The organism is Sphingomonas pokkalii, from assembly GCF_003096275.1.
Lineage (GTDB): Bacteria > Pseudomonadota > Alphaproteobacteria > Sphingomonadales > Sphingomonadaceae > Sphingomonas > Sphingomonas pokkalii.
In genome coordinates this window covers 3,429,074-3,445,375 of record NZ_QENQ01000001.1, presented here as the reverse complement: position 1 = coordinate 3,445,375, position 16,302 = coordinate 3,429,074, and the positions used below count along the sequence as shown (strand labels likewise).

General features: G+C 66.4%; 12 protein-coding genes and 1 pseudogene. 8 read left to right on the top strand and 5 right to left on the bottom strand.

Going from position 1 to position 16,302, the window contains the following annotated elements:
- Nucleotides 1-253 precede the first annotated feature (253 nt).
- Complete coding sequence (locus DD559_RS15795) at nucleotides 254-3,031, bottom strand: TonB-dependent receptor (RefSeq protein ID WP_116470031.1); 2,778 nt, start codon at nucleotides 3,029-3,031, stop codon at nucleotides 254-256.
- A 231-nt stretch (nucleotides 3,032-3,262) separates the two neighbouring features.
- On the opposite strand from DD559_RS15795, the gene DD559_RS15790 reads away from it, so the two are divergent.
- Complete coding sequence (locus tag DD559_RS15790; protein ID WP_116470030.1) at nucleotides 3,263-4,486, top strand: histidine-type phosphatase; 1,224 nt, start codon at nucleotides 3,263-3,265, stop codon at nucleotides 4,484-4,486.
- Between the two features lie 151 nt (nucleotides 4,487-4,637).
- Here the strand turns inward: DD559_RS15790 and DD559_RS15785 are convergent, their stop codons facing one another.
- From DD559_RS15785 to DD559_RS15770, 4 genes are all read right to left on the bottom strand, one after another.
- Nucleotides 4,638-5,807: a glycosyltransferase gene (locus DD559_RS15785; RefSeq protein ID WP_116470029.1), complete on the bottom strand. Its 1,170-nt coding sequence runs from the start codon at nucleotides 5,805-5,807 to the stop codon at nucleotides 4,638-4,640.
- Nucleotides 5,807-6,580: a DUF2334 domain-containing protein gene (locus tag DD559_RS15780; RefSeq protein ID WP_438270412.1), complete on the bottom strand. Its 774-nt coding sequence runs from the start codon at nucleotides 6,578-6,580 to the stop codon at nucleotides 5,807-5,809. The genes DD559_RS15785 and DD559_RS15780 overlap by 1 nt, the downstream gene beginning before the upstream one ends.
- A 169-nt stretch (nucleotides 6,581-6,749) precedes the next feature.
- On the bottom strand, nucleotides 6,750-7,835 hold the full coding sequence (locus DD559_RS20185) for a copper resistance protein B (protein WP_116470027.1): 1,086 nt from the start codon (nucleotides 7,833-7,835) through the stop codon (nucleotides 6,750-6,752).
- Nucleotides 7,832-9,544, bottom strand: coding sequence for a copper resistance system multicopper oxidase (locus DD559_RS15770; protein WP_116470026.1), 1,713 nt, complete (start codon nucleotides 9,542-9,544; stop codon nucleotides 7,832-7,834). The genes DD559_RS20185 and DD559_RS15770 overlap by 4 nt, the downstream gene beginning before the upstream one ends.
- 155 nt (nucleotides 9,545-9,699) lie before the next feature.
- On the opposite strand from DD559_RS15770, the pseudogene DD559_RS15765 reads away from it, so the two are divergent.
- The 7 genes and pseudogenes from DD559_RS15765 to DD559_RS15735 all read left to right on the top strand — a co-directional run.
- A pseudogene (locus tag DD559_RS15765) lies at nucleotides 9,700-9,960 on the top strand (haloacid dehalogenase); the annotation flags it as partial.
- Nucleotides 9,957-10,349 (top strand): Cu(I)-responsive transcriptional regulator, encoded by a 393-nt coding sequence (gene cueR, locus DD559_RS15760; RefSeq protein WP_116470025.1) that lies wholly within the window; start codon nucleotides 9,957-9,959, stop codon nucleotides 10,347-10,349. The pseudogene DD559_RS15765 and the gene cueR, both read left to right, overlap by 4 nt.
- Nucleotides 10,350-10,416: 67 nt before the next feature.
- Nucleotides 10,417-11,001, top strand: a complete 585-nt coding sequence (locus DD559_RS15755) for an ANTAR domain-containing response regulator (RefSeq protein WP_116470024.1) — start codon at nucleotides 10,417-10,419, stop codon at nucleotides 10,999-11,001.
- On the top strand, nucleotides 10,998-12,212 hold the full coding sequence (locus DD559_RS15750; protein WP_116470023.1) for a CmpA/NrtA family ABC transporter substrate-binding protein: 1,215 nt from the start codon (nucleotides 10,998-11,000) through the stop codon (nucleotides 12,210-12,212). The genes DD559_RS15755 and DD559_RS15750 overlap by 4 nt, the downstream gene beginning before the upstream one ends.
- Before the next feature lie 488 nt (nucleotides 12,213-12,700).
- Nucleotides 12,701-13,501 (top strand): class I SAM-dependent methyltransferase, encoded by an 801-nt coding sequence (locus DD559_RS15745; RefSeq protein WP_116470022.1) that lies wholly within the window; start codon nucleotides 12,701-12,703, stop codon nucleotides 13,499-13,501.
- Between the two features lie 234 nt (nucleotides 13,502-13,735).
- The gene (locus DD559_RS15740) at nucleotides 13,736-14,983 is read left to right on the top strand and encodes a nitrate/nitrite transporter (RefSeq protein WP_116470021.1); all 1,248 of its coding nucleotides are present in this window, start codon (nucleotides 13,736-13,738) and stop codon (nucleotides 14,981-14,983) included.
- A 64-nt stretch (nucleotides 14,984-15,047) separates the two neighbouring features.
- Entirely contained in the window at nucleotides 15,048-16,253 is a 1,206-nt protein-coding gene (locus DD559_RS15735; RefSeq protein WP_116470020.1) for an alginate export family protein, read from the top strand.
- The last annotated feature ends 49 nt before the right edge of the window (nucleotides 16,254-16,302 follow it).

The following is a 16,302-nucleotide window of genomic DNA, read 5'->3' as shown; positions in this document are numbered from 1 at the left end:
CGGTGAGCTCCCGACTGCGCAACGCTGCGCGAATCGCATAGAAGAGGTCATACGGAAGACGCGACACCCCCCGCACTTCCGTCAGTAACGGCGTAATGGCGAACAGGCCTTCCCCCGGGCCGCGCCAATGGTTGCAAGTCGGTCCAATACTTTCCGATCCCCTCGTATCGGACCGACTTGCTTCCTATTCCCTAGACTCTGGTTGCGTGCATAGGCCGGTCCGCTCCCCTCCCTTGGCGGACCGGCCTTTTGCTTAGAACGCGTAGGACAGGTTCAGCATATAGGTGCGGCCCACCTCGACATAGCCGCCCTTGCGGTCCACCGAGAGCAGCGCCTTGCCGACCCCCGCCGTCGCCCAATAGCTGTGCGCATTCAGCAGGTTCTGGACAGACACGCCGGCAGTCAGATGCTGGTTCAGCGTATAGCTGAAGATCGCATTCATCGTCGAAACCGGCTGGATATAGGTGTCCGGCTGCGTCGAGCGCAGGTCGTACAGCTTGTTGCCGGTATAGTTGTAGTTCAGCGCGGCGTTGAACCCGCCATGCACCCAGAACAGCTCGGTGTTGAACATCACCTGTGGCGCTGCCGGCATACGCTGGCGGCGATAGGCGTTGGACACGAACACCGTGGCGTCCGCGCGCTGCAGGGTGACGTTGCCCTGGAAGCCCAACCCGTCCAGCACGCCGGTCAGCCCCTTCAGGCTGTACCGCGCGAACAGTTCGACGCCATAGACGCTGCCCTTGCCGCTGGTATCGAGCGTATCGATCTCGACGCCGTCGGGCGAGAGCTGGCTGTTCGGTGCATTCCACACGTTCAGGTCGCCGGTCGCGTTGGTCGAGCCGGTCGAGAACATCACATGGTTCAGCCGCTTGTAGAACAGCGCCGCCGAGAACAGGTCGGTGCCGGCCCCCTTATGCTCGATCGAGGTATCGACGTTCCACGCCTCGACCGCATCGAGATTCGGGTTCGGCACGAAGATCGAAGTGATCTTGCCGCTGTCGTCGCGCGAGACGCTGGTCGGCCCGAGCAGCAGATCGAATGCGGGGCGCGAATAGCTCTTGCGCACCGAGAAGCGATACACGGTATTCTCGCCCGGGCGATAGGAAGCGATCAGGCTCGGCAGCCACTGGTCGTAGCTGCGGGCGCTGGTGGCGAAGCCCGCGGTCTTGCCGTTGTCCTGCCAGTAACGGCCCTGGAACCAGTTATGTTCGAAGCGCAGGCCCGGCGTAACGGTGAGGCCGCCGAAGCTGAAATTGGCGAGGACATAGCCGCTGGCGCGATGTTCCTTGCCGTCCAGCCGGTTCTCTTCCAGCTTCACCGGATTGATGCCCGGAAGCTTGGCGAGCGACAGCCTGGCGTTCTGCGCCTCGATCCAGGCGTGATCGGGGATGTAGAACGGCACCTGTACGTCGTTCATGAAGCCGTTCAGCCGCTTGCCCGGCACCGCGGTGAGCTTGGTGAGGTTCGGATCGGTGGCGGTGAAGTCATATTCGAGCGCGCCGTCATCGCCGAGGCTGTTCGAATAGCGCTTCGACGCTTCATACTTGCCGCCTGCCTGGATCGAGGAAAGCCCGCGATCGCCGAACTTCCAGGTGCCGTCCAGACGGCCCTCGAGCTTCGATTCCCACGAATCCTCGAACTGCGCGGTGGTGTAGGCCTGGGCGAAATTGTCGAGATTGGTGATCGTCGCGCGCGCATCGTCGCTCAGCACGACCTGCGGATTGGTGCGATCGGCAAGGCTGGTGATCAGCTTGTAGCTTGCCGGGCCGGTCGCGTTCGGGCCGATATAGGTCGGGCTGCCCCACTTCGCCTGGATGCGCAGCGGATAGCTGGTCGCGCCGCGCGAATAGGCGCCGTTATAGTCGAGCGTCAGGTCGCCCAGCCGGCTCTCGCCGCCGATCTTGGTGGTGAACAGCCGCTGGTTGCTGTGCTCGGTGCGGAAATAGTTGGTACCGCCGAGACCGTACATCGCCAGATAGCCGGCGCTGTCATAGTTGGAGCCAAGCTTGTTCCCGGCATTGGGGTTGGTCTGCCCGGCGGTGAGGCCCACGCTGCGCGCCGCAGTCTGATCCATCCAGCTCTTCAGGCGATATTCGCCATAGGTGGTGCGGGCGTAGAGATCGGTGGTGTCGCCCTTCCATTCCAGGTTCACCGTGCCGCCGAAGCGTTCGATCTTGTTCTGGAAGACGTTCCACTCGACGCCGACCGGCACCGCATTGGCGAGGTTGTCGCGCAGCGCGCCCGGCAGGTTGCCGTTCTGCTTGGTATAGTCCTTGTGGATAGCCACGGACTCGCTGAAGATGTTCTTCTTGCCGTAATAGCCCGACGCAAAGATGCCCAGATTGCCGAACTGCTGCGCGGTCTCCAGCTGGACCGTGCCGCCCCAGGGATCCTGGTCGCGGGCGGCGGCGCGGCCGGCGATCTGCCCTTGCGCGCGGATCTGGAAGTGATGCGCGCCGAAATCGAAGGGCGACGCGGTCCGCAGGTCGATCACGCCGGCGATGGCGTCGCCATCCTGCGCGGCGTTCGGCGCCTTGTCGACGCGCACTTCCGAAAGCGCGAAGGGCGACAGCAGGTTCATCGAGATCGCGCGGGTGCGCGCATCGGTCTGCGCCAGGCGCACACCGTCGAGCGCATAGGCGTTATAGGCAGTGTCGAGGCCGCGGATCGAAAGATACTGCGCCTCGCCCGTCGCCGCCGCGTTGCGCGACTGGTCGACCGAGGAATTGAGGCCCGGCAGGCGGGTCAGCAGGTCGGCCAGGTTCTGCTGCGGCTGCGCGCGCAGTTCCTCGCCGGAAACGATGGTGACGAGCGACGCGCTCTTCACCTGTTCGTCCTGGGCATTCTTGATCGCCACGGTCTTGCCGGTGACGACGATCGTCTCGCCATCGCGCGACTGGTCGTCGGCATCCGCCGTCGCAGCGGCGACGGCATCTTCACGCGGCGTCGCCGCCCAGGCCTGGCTGTGTGCGAGAAGTGCGACCGTGCCCCCGCCCAGGAGAAGCGCAACGCGCTTGTTCCAGTGTCCCATTGGTATTTCCTTTGTTTGCCAATTGCCCAGCATGTCCCCGCTGGCTGCCCGGCCCGCTAGCGCCAGCGCACGGCAATCCGGCGTCCCGTTGGTGGCAATTCGACTGCGAAAGCATGACAAGATTGCTGCACTGCAGCGCAAGCTTCGAAGATGATTGGATAATACCAATTCAACAATTGGTATTCTTTTTTTGTCACATAGCTTTCATTCGCGGCCGCTAGCCCGCTCACCATGAAAATCCGTTCCGTTGGCCGTGCTTGCGCGCTTTGGGCACTGCTGCTCACCCCCGTCGCCACCCAGGCGGCGCCGCAATCCTCGCCGCGAGTCGAGCGGCTGGTGCTGCTGATGCGCCACGGCGTTCGCTCGCCCCTGGATGGCGAGGTGCCGCTCGCCACCCGCACCGGTCGGCCCTGGCCGCACTGGGAGGCCCCGGCCGAACAGGTTACCCCCCATGGCGTCGCCGCGCTGCAGGCGCTCGCCAAAGCGGATCGCCGCTGGTTCCAGGCGGCGGGCCTGCTCGCCGACAAGGGATGCCCCGATGCCGCCACGCTGCGGCTGTGGACCAACAGTTCGCCGCGCACGATCGCCAGCGGCGAGGCCTATGCCGCCGGCCTCGCGCCGGGCTGCGCCCTCGCCATCGGCCACCGCCCGATCGGCGAGAACGATCCGATCTTCGAACCGCTGGGCGCGCGCCCCAAGAGCTTCGATGCCCGCCAGGCGGTGGAATCGATCCTTCGCTACACCGGCGGGATCGACGCGCTTGCGAAGCGGCACGCGGCTGGCCTCGCGCTGCTGGAACGGGTGCTCGCCTGCCCCAGCGGCCCGTGCAGCCCGGTTGAGCCCTCCGCGGTCCGTGCGACCGAAGACGGGCATGGCATCGATCTGAAAGGGCCGATCCGCGCCGCGTCCGGCACCGCGCAGGTGCTGATGCTGCAATATCTGGAAGGGTTGCCGATGGCGAAGGTCGGCTGGGGCCGGGCGACGCCGGCGCAGCTGGCAGCACTGGGCGCCGTTCACGGTGCGCTGTTCGACGTGTTCAGCCGTCCCGCCTATATGGCCGCGTTCCAGATGGCGCCGACCGTCGATCGCATCGCGCGCGACCTGACTGCGGATGCCGCCCCCGCCATCGACCTGCTGTTCGGCCATGATACGAATGTCGCGGCGCTGGCGGCGGTGCTGGGCGTACCGGTGCAGGCGCCGGGCTTTGCGGCGAACGATCCGTCACCCGGCGGCGGCATCGCCATCGCGCTGGTGCCTGCGCCGGATGGCGGCAAGGACGTGCGGCTATGGTATCGCAGCCAGAGCGCCGCTGACATCCGCGCCGCCCGCGACCGCACGACCTGGACGCCGTTGCGGCTGGAAGGATGCGATCAAGGGCGTGACCATCGCTGCCCACTGCCGCAGTTTCTGAAGCGCCTGGAAATCGGCACCGCACCCGCGCGCGACCGGCCATAGCGAGGATGGATGTGGCGTCGCCCGGTGCCCCGTTGCGGGTACACGCGACCCACGCGAATATGGGGGCGAAATGGGATGCCGCGCGACCGGGCGGAAGGATCAGGCCCGGCCTTTGGAACCCGTACTCCTGCCCCACCGTTCGAATGCTGGCTCAGGCCGCCCGCGAATAGGCCCTTGCGCGGTAGCTGGCGAACAGCTCCTCGAAATGCATGTCCATCGTCCGCGTGGACGGCGCGTCGGCAGTCGCGCGCAGGCGGTGGAACATCGGCGTCGTTTCCACGAAGCGCCCCAGCGCGTCGCGCAGGCTCACCGGATCCGCCGCCTTGTAGAGCATTCCCTGCCCCTCGACGAACTGATCGGCCGCGCCGCCCTGGTCCGGCACGATCAGCGGCAGGCCGCTGGCCCGCGCCTCCGCGGCCACCATGCAGAACGTCTCGGCCTCGCAGCCATGGACCAGTGCGTCGGCGCTCGCCAGCACCCGCGCCAGCTGCTCGCGGTTGCTGGTAGGTTCGAACAGCTGCGCATGGGGATTGCGCCCGATCGCAGCGATTACGCGGGAGCGCGCCGTGCCGGTTCCGATCAGGATCAGCCCCATCGGGTTGCGTGCCGCGGCGGCCTCGGCTGCCTCGATCACCATCGGCCAGCGCTTCTCGGCCGCCAGCCGGCCCACGCCGATCAGCAGCGTGGCATCCGGGCCGAGGCCACAGCTTGCCAGCAGTTCGGCACGCAACGCCTCGTCGCGCAGGCTCGGGCTGAAATAGCCCGGCTCCACGCCCATCGGGATGGTCGTGATCTTGGACAGCCCGCCGTCGGTGAGCCGCGCCGCCAGATCATGCCCTGCCGTCACCACCAGATCGAACCCCTCGTCCAGCCGGCGGAGGTGCTGCCAGAAGGAGGAGAAGCCCTTGTCGATCGTCTCGCGGTTGGCGATCGTGCCGAACCAGCGATAGGCATAGGCCGCCAGCGGATCGGCGTGCATCACCAGCGCGCGGGCCGCCGGCCCCTGCCACCGCGCCACCATCGATGCGCTGCGCCAGGGCGACGATGCCTCCACGAAATCGGGCTTCCAGCGGTCCAGCGCCGCGTGCAGCAGCGGCTCATCGTCGAAATAGCGATATCGCCGGTCCAGCGGCAGCAGCGGTGCGGGGATCGTCGCCAGCACGGCGCCGTCCCGCTCCTCGATGATCTCTTCGCGTTCGCCGGGCGCCAGGATGATGATCTCGTGCCCCAATTGGGCGCCGAGCTCCATCTTGCGACGGACATAGGTTTTCACGCCACCCCCAAAGGGGCTGTAGAAGGCGCAGACATCCAGGATGCGCATCAATGCGTCTCCAGCAGTTCGCGATATTGGCCGAAGCGGCCACCCTTGGAAAGCGCACCGAGCGTCTTGTCGATGCTGGTGAGCAGCGCCGGCACGGTCACGTCCCCCGGATGCACGCCCAGCCGCATCGCCGGGCGGCGGGGCAGCAGCGCGCGGGCGATCGCCGCCACCGCCAGTGACGAGGCGATCCGGCTTTTGCTGCGGCTGGCCCAGGTGATCACCGGGCCCTTGGCGAGCACGCGATCCGCCTGCTGCGGCGCCCAGACCCGGAAATGATCCTCGGCCAGCGCGAAGCCGAGATCGCGCAGCGCTTCGCGGGCGCCGTCGCCATAAAGCCAGGCGGGTGCGATGAAGCCGGTCACCGGGCGGCCGATGATATCCTCTACCAGCGCGCGACCACGCTCCATCCGGTCGCGCGCGGTGGCATAGTCCAGGCCGAGGAACTCGCCCTCGCCCGCCGTCATATGCTTGGCCTTGAAGCGCGCGCTGGCCGATGCGTGTTCGGAAACGTCGCGGTGGAACCAGCCGTGCAGGAACATCTCGATACCCGAGTCCGCCCAGCCCCGCAGCCGCGTTGCGAACGGGGTGCCCGGCACCAGCGGCGCCGATCCCCAATGATCGGGCACCACCAGCATCGCATAGCGCGGGGCGCCGATATGGCGCAGGAACAGCTCCGAAAGCTGATCGACCGCACCTTCGGAACGCGGCCCGACATCGTGGATCGATGCCAGCAGGCTGGGGCCTTTGGGCAGGCCATCGGGACGATGAAGCAAGGACATTCGGCTAACTTTGCTGCGAGTGCGAGCGATATAAGCCCGGAGAACGGGGCGGCAAGCAGGCCGAATTTCGACTTTTCTAACACACGGAACAAAAAGCACTAAACTGGCACATCGGGGCCGGCCTGCCGGCATGATGCCACATTTCCACGTGATTCGGCCAGTCTCAGAACCAGGTGCGAACCCCCGCCACGAACGAAAAGCCGCCGGTCTCCTCGCCGCGCGTGCGGGCGATCCGGGCGGTTTCGCCAAGCCGCCGCTCCCACGAAACCCCGATATAGGGCGCGAATTCCCGGCGGCGCTCGTAGCGCAGGCGGATGCCCAGCTCCAGATCGCTCAAGCCTGCGCCGATGCCGGTTTCGCGGACTGTCTGCGCCGCGAAATTCGCCTCCGCCCGCGGCTGGAGCACCAGATTCTGGGTCAGGCGCTGGTCGTAGAACGCCTCTGCGCGCGCCAGCACATCTCCCTGGCTGGAAAGGAACACCGCGCCTTCGACCTGGAACCAATAAGGTGCCAGTCCCTCGATACCCATCGTGGCATAGGTGCGCGAAGGCCCCGGCCGGATATCGTGGCGAACGCCGGCCTGCAGGTTCCAATAAGGATCGATCGCCCGGCTGTAGAGCGCCTGGACTTCGGCCGTCTCGGTGCGGCCGCCGAACGTCCCCTCGCCTTCCGATTTCAGGGTGAGCCGGTGGATATCGCCGCCAATCCACGCCTCGCCATCCCAACGATAGCCGTCCTTGCCGCGCCGCAGCTGCACCTCGGCGAGGTTGAGCATCACCTGGCGGAATGTCATCCCGCCATGGTGATGGCGCAGATGATGGCTCGCCGCCATCATCGCCTCTGCACCCCAGAAGCGGCTGGCGGCCAGTCCCGGCTGCGGCGTCGGGGCCGGCGCATCCCCTGCCGCCAGATCGGTTCCCGCGGCGGCTTCGGGCCGGGAATCTGCCGGCATCGGATGGCCGGCATGGGGATCGGCCTGCGGTGCGGGCGGATGATGGCCGGCGTGAGGGTCACCGATCGGTGACATGTGTATGTCATGCCCGGAATGCTGGCCACCATTCGGTGACATAGCTGCATCCTGCCCCTCAGCCTTGGCGTTATCGCTGTCGGGCGCGGCCGCCGCCGGGCTGGCGGGAGACGACGGTGCAGCCATGGGCATATCGCCATGGTGGTCATGCGACATCGTCTGGCCCGCGGCGGGGAACGCCCATCCGAATGCCGCCGCGCCAACGAATAGCAGCGCCTTCATGCCGCGTCTGCCCCGCCGCGAACCTGCACGACCTGCATCATCCCGGCGGCCATGTGGTAGAGCATGTGGCAGTGGAACGCCCAATCGCCTTCGTTGGCGGTCACGTCCCAGCTGACCTTGCCGCCAGGCTGCACCAACACGGTGTGCTTGCGCGGGCTATGGGCGCCATGCCCCGTCACCAGCTCGAAGAAATGGCCGTGGAGATGGATGGGATGGCCCATCATCGTGTCGTTGACCAGCGTCACCCGCACGCGCTCGCCGGCGCGGAACGGGATCGGGGCGGTCACCTCCGACAGTTTCTCGCCATCGAAGGCCCACATGTACCGTTCCATGTTGCCGGTCAGATGGATCTCCAGCTGGCGCGACGGCGCGCGCGCATCGGGGTTGGGCTCCAGCGCCACCAGGTCGCGATAGGTGAGCACCCGGTGTCCGGCATCATCCAGCCCCTGCCCCGGCGCGCCGGTGCGATCGATCGGCATGGGAGCGATGGTCTGGACCCCCGGCCCCTTCCGCACCGTCGGCGCGTTGGAAAAGGCGCGCATCGCGTGATCCATCCCCGCCATGGCACCATGGTCCATCGCGCCATGGTCCATCCCGCCCATGCCCATGTCCGTCATCGTCGCGATCGGGCGGCGGCGCAGCGGCGGCACCGCCGCGGACATGCCGGGCCGGGGCGCCAGCGTCGCGCGGGCCATACCCGAACGATCGACGCTCTCGCCCACCAGCGTATAGGCGCGGTCTTCGCGCGGCACGACGATAACGTCATAGGTTTCGGCCGGGCCGAACTGGAACTCGTCCACCTCCACCGGCCGCACATTCAAGCCATCGGCCTGCACCACCGTCATCGGCAGGCCGGGGATGCGCAGGTTGAAGGTGGTCATCGCCGAGGCGTTGATGATGCGCAGCCGTACCCGTTCGCCGGGCCGGAACAGCGCCGTCCAGTTGTCCTGCGGGCCGTGACCGTTGACGAGATAGCGATAGGTGGCGCCGGTCACGTCGGCGATGTCGGTGGGATCCATCCGCATCGCCCCCCATTTGCGCCGATCGCCGGCACGCTGGTCCTGGCCCGCCAGCAAGCCGGCCAGCGTCTGCCGCTGGCGGTTGAAATAGCCCGGCTGCTGCTTGAGCCGCGTGAAGATCGCACGCCCGGAAAGTCGGCTGTGATCGGAAAGCACGATGACATGCTCGCGATCGGACAGCACCGGATCGGCTCCGGCGGGATCGATCACGATCGGGCCGTACAGCCCATCCTGCTCCTGGAACCCCGAATGGCTGTGATACCAATAGGTACCCGCCTGCACGATCGGAAAGGCATAGGTGAAGGTAGCGCGCGGCGCGATGCCGGGGAAGGAGACGCCCGGCACCCCGTCCATCTGGAACGGCAGCAACAGCCCGTGCCAGTGGATCGAGGACTCCTCGTCGAGTTCGTTCATCACCCGCAGCCGAACCTGCTGCCCCTCGCGCAAGCGGATCAGCGGCGCCGGCACCGTGCCGTTCACCGCAACCGCGTGCATCGGCCGGCCATCGATCCGCATCGTCGTGCGGGCGATGCGCAGGGTAATGTCTTCTCCCGAAAGCACCGGCAACCCCTCGGCAATGCCGGCGGAGCCCGGCAGCGCCCAGGCCGGCAGCGCGCCGGCCAGCGCAAGGCCGCCACTGCCAAGCGTGGCACCGCGCAGAAAAGCTCGACGGTCGATGGAAGCGATCATGCCCTCTGGTCTTTCGGCTCGTTGCCACGGCTCTAGGGTTTAACATCATGTCAGGGTCAAGCCATGTTTTCGGCCTCGACCCTGACATGATGCCAGTCCCCATATCCGCCCGCCTTGGAGGCATGCGATGACGAGTGGAAACGAGCATCAGGGCTGTTGCGGCGGCGGGCGACGGCATCAACGATGCCCCCGCGCTGGTGCGCGCCCGGCGGCTGGCCCGTGCGACCATGCGCAACATCCGGCAGAACCTGTGGTTTTCCTTCTGCTTCAACGGCATCGGCGTGCCGATAGCGGCGGGCGTGCTGTACCCGGTTGCCGGCATCCTGCTATCGCCGATGGTCGCCGGCGCGGCGATGGCGCTATCCTCCTTCGCGATGGTCACCAACGCACTCAGACTGAATGGAGCGAAGCTTTGAATATCGGCCAGGCATCCACGGCCAGCGGCGTCTCGCAACGGATGATCCGCCACTATGAGAAGATCGGGCTGATCCCGGAGCCGCCCCGCCGCGACAGCGGCTATCGCGACTATGCCGAAGCGGATGTCGCCCGGCTGCGCTTTGTCGCCCATGCCCGCGATCTCGGCTTTCCGATCGACGAGATTCGCGCCCTGCTCGGCCTGTGGCAGGATCGCGGCCGATCGAGCGCCGACGTCAAGGCACTGGCCCTGGCGCGCGCCGATGAACTCGGCCGCAAGGCGCGCATCCTGGAAGACATGCGCGCCACCCTGCTGGATCTGGCGGAACGGTGCCAGGGCGATGATCGCCCCGACTGCCCGATCCTCGATCGGTTGAGCGCGAAGGCGTAGCCCGCCGCCGATTTGACGCGCTCGTGCTTTGCTGCCAGTTCCTCTCGCAACTGCGAAAGGCGCTGAAGTGCGGATCGTCATTGTCGATGACAGCGGGGCGCGGGCGTCGGTTCTCGAAGAGGGCCTGCGCGAGGCAGGCTATGACGATATCCATTTCGTGCCACCGCGCGGCGCCTTCGTCGCGCGGATCGAGCGGATGGCACCCGATGTCGTGCTGATGGACCTGGGCAGCCCCAGCCGCGACACGCTGGAAGAGATGCTGCTGGTCAGCCGCGCGCTGGCCAAGCCGATCGCGATGTTCGTCGACCAGTCCGATGATTCGATGATCGGCGCGGCGATCGACGCGGGCGTTTCCGCCTATGTCGTCGATGGCCTGCGCAAGGATCGGGTGAAGCCGATCCTGGAACTTGCGGTGCGGCGGTTCACCGCCTTTTCGCGGATGCAGACCGAACTGGACGAGGCCCGCACCGCGCTCGCCAACCGCAAGACGATCGACAAGGCGAAGGCAATATTGATGGCGCAGCGCGGATTGAACGAACCCGATGCCTATGCGCTGCTGCGCACGACGGCGATGAACCAGGGCCGCCGGCTGGTCGATGTCGCCGAGGCGCTGATCACCGCGAGCAGCCTGCTCGGCGGGGGTGCGGCATGATCCTGGTTCGCGCCGCCTTCCTGCCGCTCACCGACAGCGCCGTCCTGGTCGCCGCGCGCGAGCAGGGCTTCGCCGCGGCGAACGGCATCGATCTGGAGCTGGTGCGCACTACCAGCTGGGCAACCCTGCGCGACCGGCTGGTCTATGGCCAGGTCCAGGCGGCGCAGATGCTGGCGCCGCTCGCGGTGGCGGTAACGCTGGGGCTCAGCCAGCAGCCGGCGGCGCTGTCGGCGCCGTTCAAGCTCAACGGCAACGGCAACATGCTGGTGATGTCGGGGGAATTCGCCGCAGCGCTGGAGCCAGACCTGCCCGCGCGCCTCGCCGATCCGCTGGGCACGAGCCATGATTTCGCGACGGCGATCGGGCTGTTCCGCCGCAAGCCGGTGATCGGCATCGTCCACCGCTTTTCGGGCCATGCGCTGATGCTGCGCTACTGGCTGGGCAGCGCCGGCATCGATCCCGACCGTGATGTGGTGCTGCGGGTGCTGCCGCCGTCGCTGACGGTGGAGGCGATGCGGCTGGGCGAGATCGACGGTTTCATCGCCGGCGATCCCTGGCCGGCCGCCGCGATCGCCCACGGCCTCGCCGAGGCGGTGGCGATCGGCGCGCGCATCTGGCAACGCGGGGTCGAAAAGGTGCTGGCGCTGCGCACCGATTGGATGGAGGCGAATGCCGATACGGTCGACCGGCTGCTGCTGGCGCTGGCACAGGCGGCACGCTGGTGCGACGATCCGGCCAACCGCGGCGCGCTGGCAGCGCTGCTTGCACGCCCGGCCTATGTCGGCGAACCGGCCGACCTGATCGAAGCGGGGCTGTCGGGTACCCTGCTCGCCCGGCATGGCGCACCGGCGATCGACGAGCCGGATTTCCTGCTGTTTCACCGCGAGGCGACGGCCTTCCCATGGCGCAGCCAGGCGCTGTGGATCTATTCCCAGCTGGTCCGCTGGCGCCAGGCGGAGCCGAGCGCCGAGGCGGAAGCGGCGGCCGGGGCGGTGTTTCGCCCGGACGTCTATCGCCGTGCGCTTGGCGGCAGCGGCGAACCGATGCCGGGCGCGAGCATGAAGCTGGAAGGCGCGGTGGCGGCGCCCACCGGGGTCGGCGCACACCGGGCCGCGCTGACGCTGGGGCCGGATCGCTTCTTCGACGGCCGGGTGTTCGATCCCGAATGCCTGGCGGAATATCTAGCGGGGTTCGGCCCATCGGCGCGATAAGAGACCGTTTGGGAACTCGGCGGCGGAGGGCCGGCGAGGGATTTTTTGTCGCGCGCAAGAAGCCAACCGCAGGCGATGCCGGAAGCATCGGCGAGGATTGGCGACGCTGCGGCGGCGAAAAAGACCCGCCAGGCCGACCCGATCGAATTTCCAAACGGTCTCTAATACCACCCTGCGCGGAGAAGACCCTATCCTCGTCCTCCACATCGTCACCCCGGCGAAAGCCGGGGTCCATTGCGGTCTCGCTATCGGCGTTTGCTGCGGCCGAGAGGCGAATGGATCCCGGCTTTCGCCGGGATGACGGGGAGAGACCGGATAAGTCGGTATCCATGCAGCCTGGTATAAGGGGCCCGCGAAATGGGATGCCGGCGCGCCGTCAGCGCCAGTTATAGCGCGCGGAAGCCAGCGCGCCAAAACCATAAAATCATAGAATGATCCGGCATTTCCGCCTATCGGAAGCGCCGGTTTCCCAGGCGTTGGATATGTAAATGAACGAGAATGTCTTTTCCGGCGAGACCGATCGTCGATTCGCGTCACCCTTTGCCCAGGCACGCGACGTCCCGTCGATCGACGACTGCTATTTCTACCATACGATGGACATTCCCGGCCATGGAACGGTCGAAGGCGAATGGGACCTTCGCGGGATCGAGGATCGCTATCTCGGCCATTTCGATTTTGCGAAGAAGCGCGTCCTCGATGTCGGGGCGGCGTCCGGGATCCTGACATTTCACATCGAAAAACAGGGCGCAGATGTCGTCTCGTTCGATCTGTCGGACGCGTTCGACTGGGATATCGTCCCCTTCGCGGGAAGCGATGCCGATGAAACGCGAAGGGCGCGCCGGCAGCATATCGACAAGATCAACAATGCCTATTGGTTCTGCCACCGGGCCTTTGGCTCCAACGCGAAAATGGTGAATGGCGTCGTCTATGACATTCCGTCGTCGATTGGCCCGGTGGACGTCTCCGTGCTCGGCAGCATCCTGCTCCACCTGCGGGATCCTTTCCTCGCGCTGACGAACGTCGCCGCGCTGACGAAAGAGACCATCATCGTTGCAGAACTCTCTCCCTATGGCCGGCTGGCGAGCATGTTCCGGCGCAACCCCCGTTTCATGCCAAGGGGCCTGAAGCCCAACGGTATCAACGACGGCTGGTACCGGCTGCCACCGCTGCTCGTGCGCGAATATCTCGCCATCCTCGGATTCGCCGACCAGCGGATCGTCTGGAACACGTTCAAATATGGCAGCCGTACGCGGCCGATCTATACGATCGTCGCGAACCGAACCTCCTGACTCTTCGCGCCGGGCTGTCGCCGACCGGATAAGTTCGCGCTTGCAGCAAACAAGAATCTGCGCGATGATCCCCCGTCGCGCAAGGAAGCGCGCCCAGCGGGAGGGGCTCCAAGGCCGGGGCCTCCCTCCCCCCTCTGAACGCAGCAAAGCCGCTGACCGGACGTCGCCTCCATGCGAACGCCCGGCGAGCGGCTTTTTTCATGTCCTTTTCAGATCGGCATTGGGGACGTCATCATGGCAACGGCATTTCTGGATCGACGCGTGGACCCATCCACCACCATGGCAAAAGACGACGGTTTCTGGCGCAGCGGGCACTGGCCCACGCTCGTCGCCGCCTTTCTCTATTTCGATCTGGCCTTCATGGTCTGGGTGCTGCTCGGCCCGCTGGCGCCAGACATTGCGAAGACCCTGCACCTCACCGCCGCGCAAAAGGGCCTGATGGTGGCGACGCCGACGCTGGCGGGCGCGTTTCTGCGCGTCGTCAACGGGCTGCTGGTCGATCGCATCGGGCCGAAGCGTTCGGGCGCGATCAGCCAGATGATCGTGATCGGCGGACTCCTCTCCGCCTGGCTGCTCGGCGTGAACAGCTTCGGCGGCACGCTGGCGCTCGGCGTGATCCTGGGCTTTGCCGGCGCCAGCTTCGCGATCGCCCTGCCGCTCGCCAGCCGCTGGTATCCGCCCGAGCACCAGGGCAAGGCGATGGGGCTGGCAGGCATGGGCAATTCGGGCACGGTGCTCGCCGCGCTGTTCGCGCCGGCGCTGGCCAGGCTGTTCGGCTGGAACGCGGTGCTCGGGCTGGCCTGCATTCCGCTCGGCATCGTGTTCGTGCTGTACTTGGCGATGGCCAAGGATGCGCCGAATGCGCCCGCCCCTAAAAGCTGGCTCGAATATCTGCACCCGCTCAAATCGGCCGATGCCTGGTGGTTGATGGGATTCTATGCCGTCACCTTCGGCGGGTTCGTCGGGCTGGCGGCCTCGCTGCCAATCTATTTCACCGATCAATTCGGGCTCAGCACGATCATCGCCGGCTATTGCACGGCGGGATGCGTGTTCGCCGGATCGCTCGTCCGCCCGCTGGGCGGGGCGCTTGCCGACCGGATCGGCGGCGTGAAGGCGCTGACCGGCGTGTTCCTGGTGGCGGCGGCGGCGCTCGCGGGCGTGAGCGTCGCGCCGACGCTGCCCGCCGCCCTTGGCTGCTTCGTGGTGGCGATGCTGGCACTCGGCACCGGCAACGGATCGGTGTTCCAGTTGGTCCCGCAGCGCTTCCAGGCGGAAATCGGGGTGATGACGGGGCTGGTCGGCATGGCCGGGGGCGTCGGCGGCTTCTACCTGGCATCCTCGCTGGGCCTGGCCAAGCAGCTTGCCGGCAGCTTCGCCCCCGGTTTCCTGATCTTCGCAGCACTGGCGATGGCGGCGCTGGCGGGCCTGAATTTCGTGAAAATGACGTGGCGTGCCACCTGGAGCACCGGCGCCCGGATATAATTGGTAACTGGAACGGCGGCCTATCAGTGCGTAGCGCTGCTGCGTTGCAATCAAAGGGAAATGGATGCGATTCTGGATCGTTACGGCGGCTACGCTTGCAGCTACGGGCCCGGCATGTGCGCAAGACATCAGCATCAAGCCACTGATCGAGGGGCGCACGCGCTACGAGCATGTCGATCAGGACGGCATTGCCGCCGCCTCGGACGCGGTGACGATCCGGCTGCGCGGCGGCGTGGAAGCCACGCGCGGCGCCTGGTCGATCCTGGGCGAGGCACAGGGCAATCTGGCGGTCGTCGACAAATATTATGACGGGCTGCACGGGGTGGCCGATCGCCCGGTGATCGGCGATCCGGAGAATGCGGCGATCTACCGCGCACAGATCCGCTATCGCTCGCAGCCGTTCACCGTCACCGCCGGGCGCCAGCGCATCGCGCTGGACGACGAACGGTTCGTCGGCGCCGCCGGCTTCCGCAACAACGGCCAGACCTATGACGCGGTACGGACCGAGATCGTGCCGCGGAAGGGCGTGAAGCTGGACGTCGTCTATGCCTGGAACGTCCGCACCATCTGGGGCACCGACGGCCGCGGCTTCCGCCAGCGCGGGGTTTCCGGCGACAATGTTCTTGCCAATCTTTCTACCACCACACCACTGGGAACGCTAACCGGCTTCGCCTATCTGGTGGACCAGGACGAGGCGGTGGTGCAGGGCTATCGCCTGTCGAACCAGAATTACGGGGCGCGGCTTGCAGGCGCGCGGCCGCTCGCGCCGGGCGTGAAGCTCAACTATCAGTTCAGCTACGCCCGCCAGTCGGACTATCATCGCAACCCCAACCGCTATCAGGCCGATTACTGGCTGGCGGATGGCGCACTCGACATTGGCAATTGGACGCTCAACGCCGGATATGAAGTGCTGGGTGCCGGCAATGGCAATGCGCTCACCAGCTTCCAGACGCCGCTCGGCAGCGTGTTCAAGTTCCAGGGCTGGGCGGACAAGTTCACCACCAATCCACCGAACGGCCTGCACGACCTCTATGTCGGCGGTAGCCATAGCTGGAAGAAGATCGGCAAAATCGACCTGTTCTCGTTACAGGCGCTGTACCACCGCTTCGAGAGCGACCGGCTGAACCAGCATTATGGCGACGTGATCAACCTGCTTGCCACCGTGAAGGTGAAGAAGACCGCCATTTCCGCACGCTATGCCCGGTACGAAGCGGATCGCTTCGCGACGGACACCACCAAGATGTGGCTGCAGGTGGACTGGACCTACTGACGCCCGCATCGGGCGGGGGAATCTCCAACGGAATCGCTTGAGCCCCCGC

Excerpts from the sequence above, each read along its gene's own strand:
- DD559_RS15785 (WP_116470029.1), bottom strand. The coding sequence starts at position 5,807 with ATGCGCATCCTGGATGTCTGCGCCTTCTACAGCCCCTTTGGGGGTGGC.
- DD559_RS15795 (WP_116470031.1), bottom strand. The coding sequence starts at position 3,031 with ATGGGACACTGGAACAAGCGCGTTGCGCTTCTCCTGGGCGGGGGCACG.
- DD559_RS20185 (WP_116470027.1), bottom strand. The coding sequence starts at position 7,835 with ATGAAGGCGCTGCTATTCGTTGGCGCGGCGGCATTCGGATGGGCGTTC.
- DD559_RS15745 (WP_116470022.1), top strand. The coding sequence starts at position 12,701 with ATGAACGAGAATGTCTTTTCCGGCGAGACCGATCGTCGATTCGCGTCA.
- DD559_RS15740 (WP_116470021.1), top strand. The coding sequence starts at position 13,736 with ATGGCAACGGCATTTCTGGATCGACGCGTGGACCCATCCACCACCATG.
- DD559_RS15770 (WP_116470026.1), bottom strand. The coding sequence starts at position 9,544 with ATGATCGCTTCCATCGACCGTCGAGCTTTTCTGCGCGGTGCCACGCTT.
- DD559_RS15735 (WP_116470020.1), top strand. The coding sequence starts at position 15,048 with ATGCGATTCTGGATCGTTACGGCGGCTACGCTTGCAGCTACGGGCCCG.
- DD559_RS15790 (WP_116470030.1), top strand. The coding sequence starts at position 3,263 with ATGAAAATCCGTTCCGTTGGCCGTGCTTGCGCGCTTTGGGCACTGCTG.
- DD559_RS15750 (WP_116470023.1), top strand. The coding sequence starts at position 10,998 with ATGATCCTGGTTCGCGCCGCCTTCCTGCCGCTCACCGACAGCGCCGTC.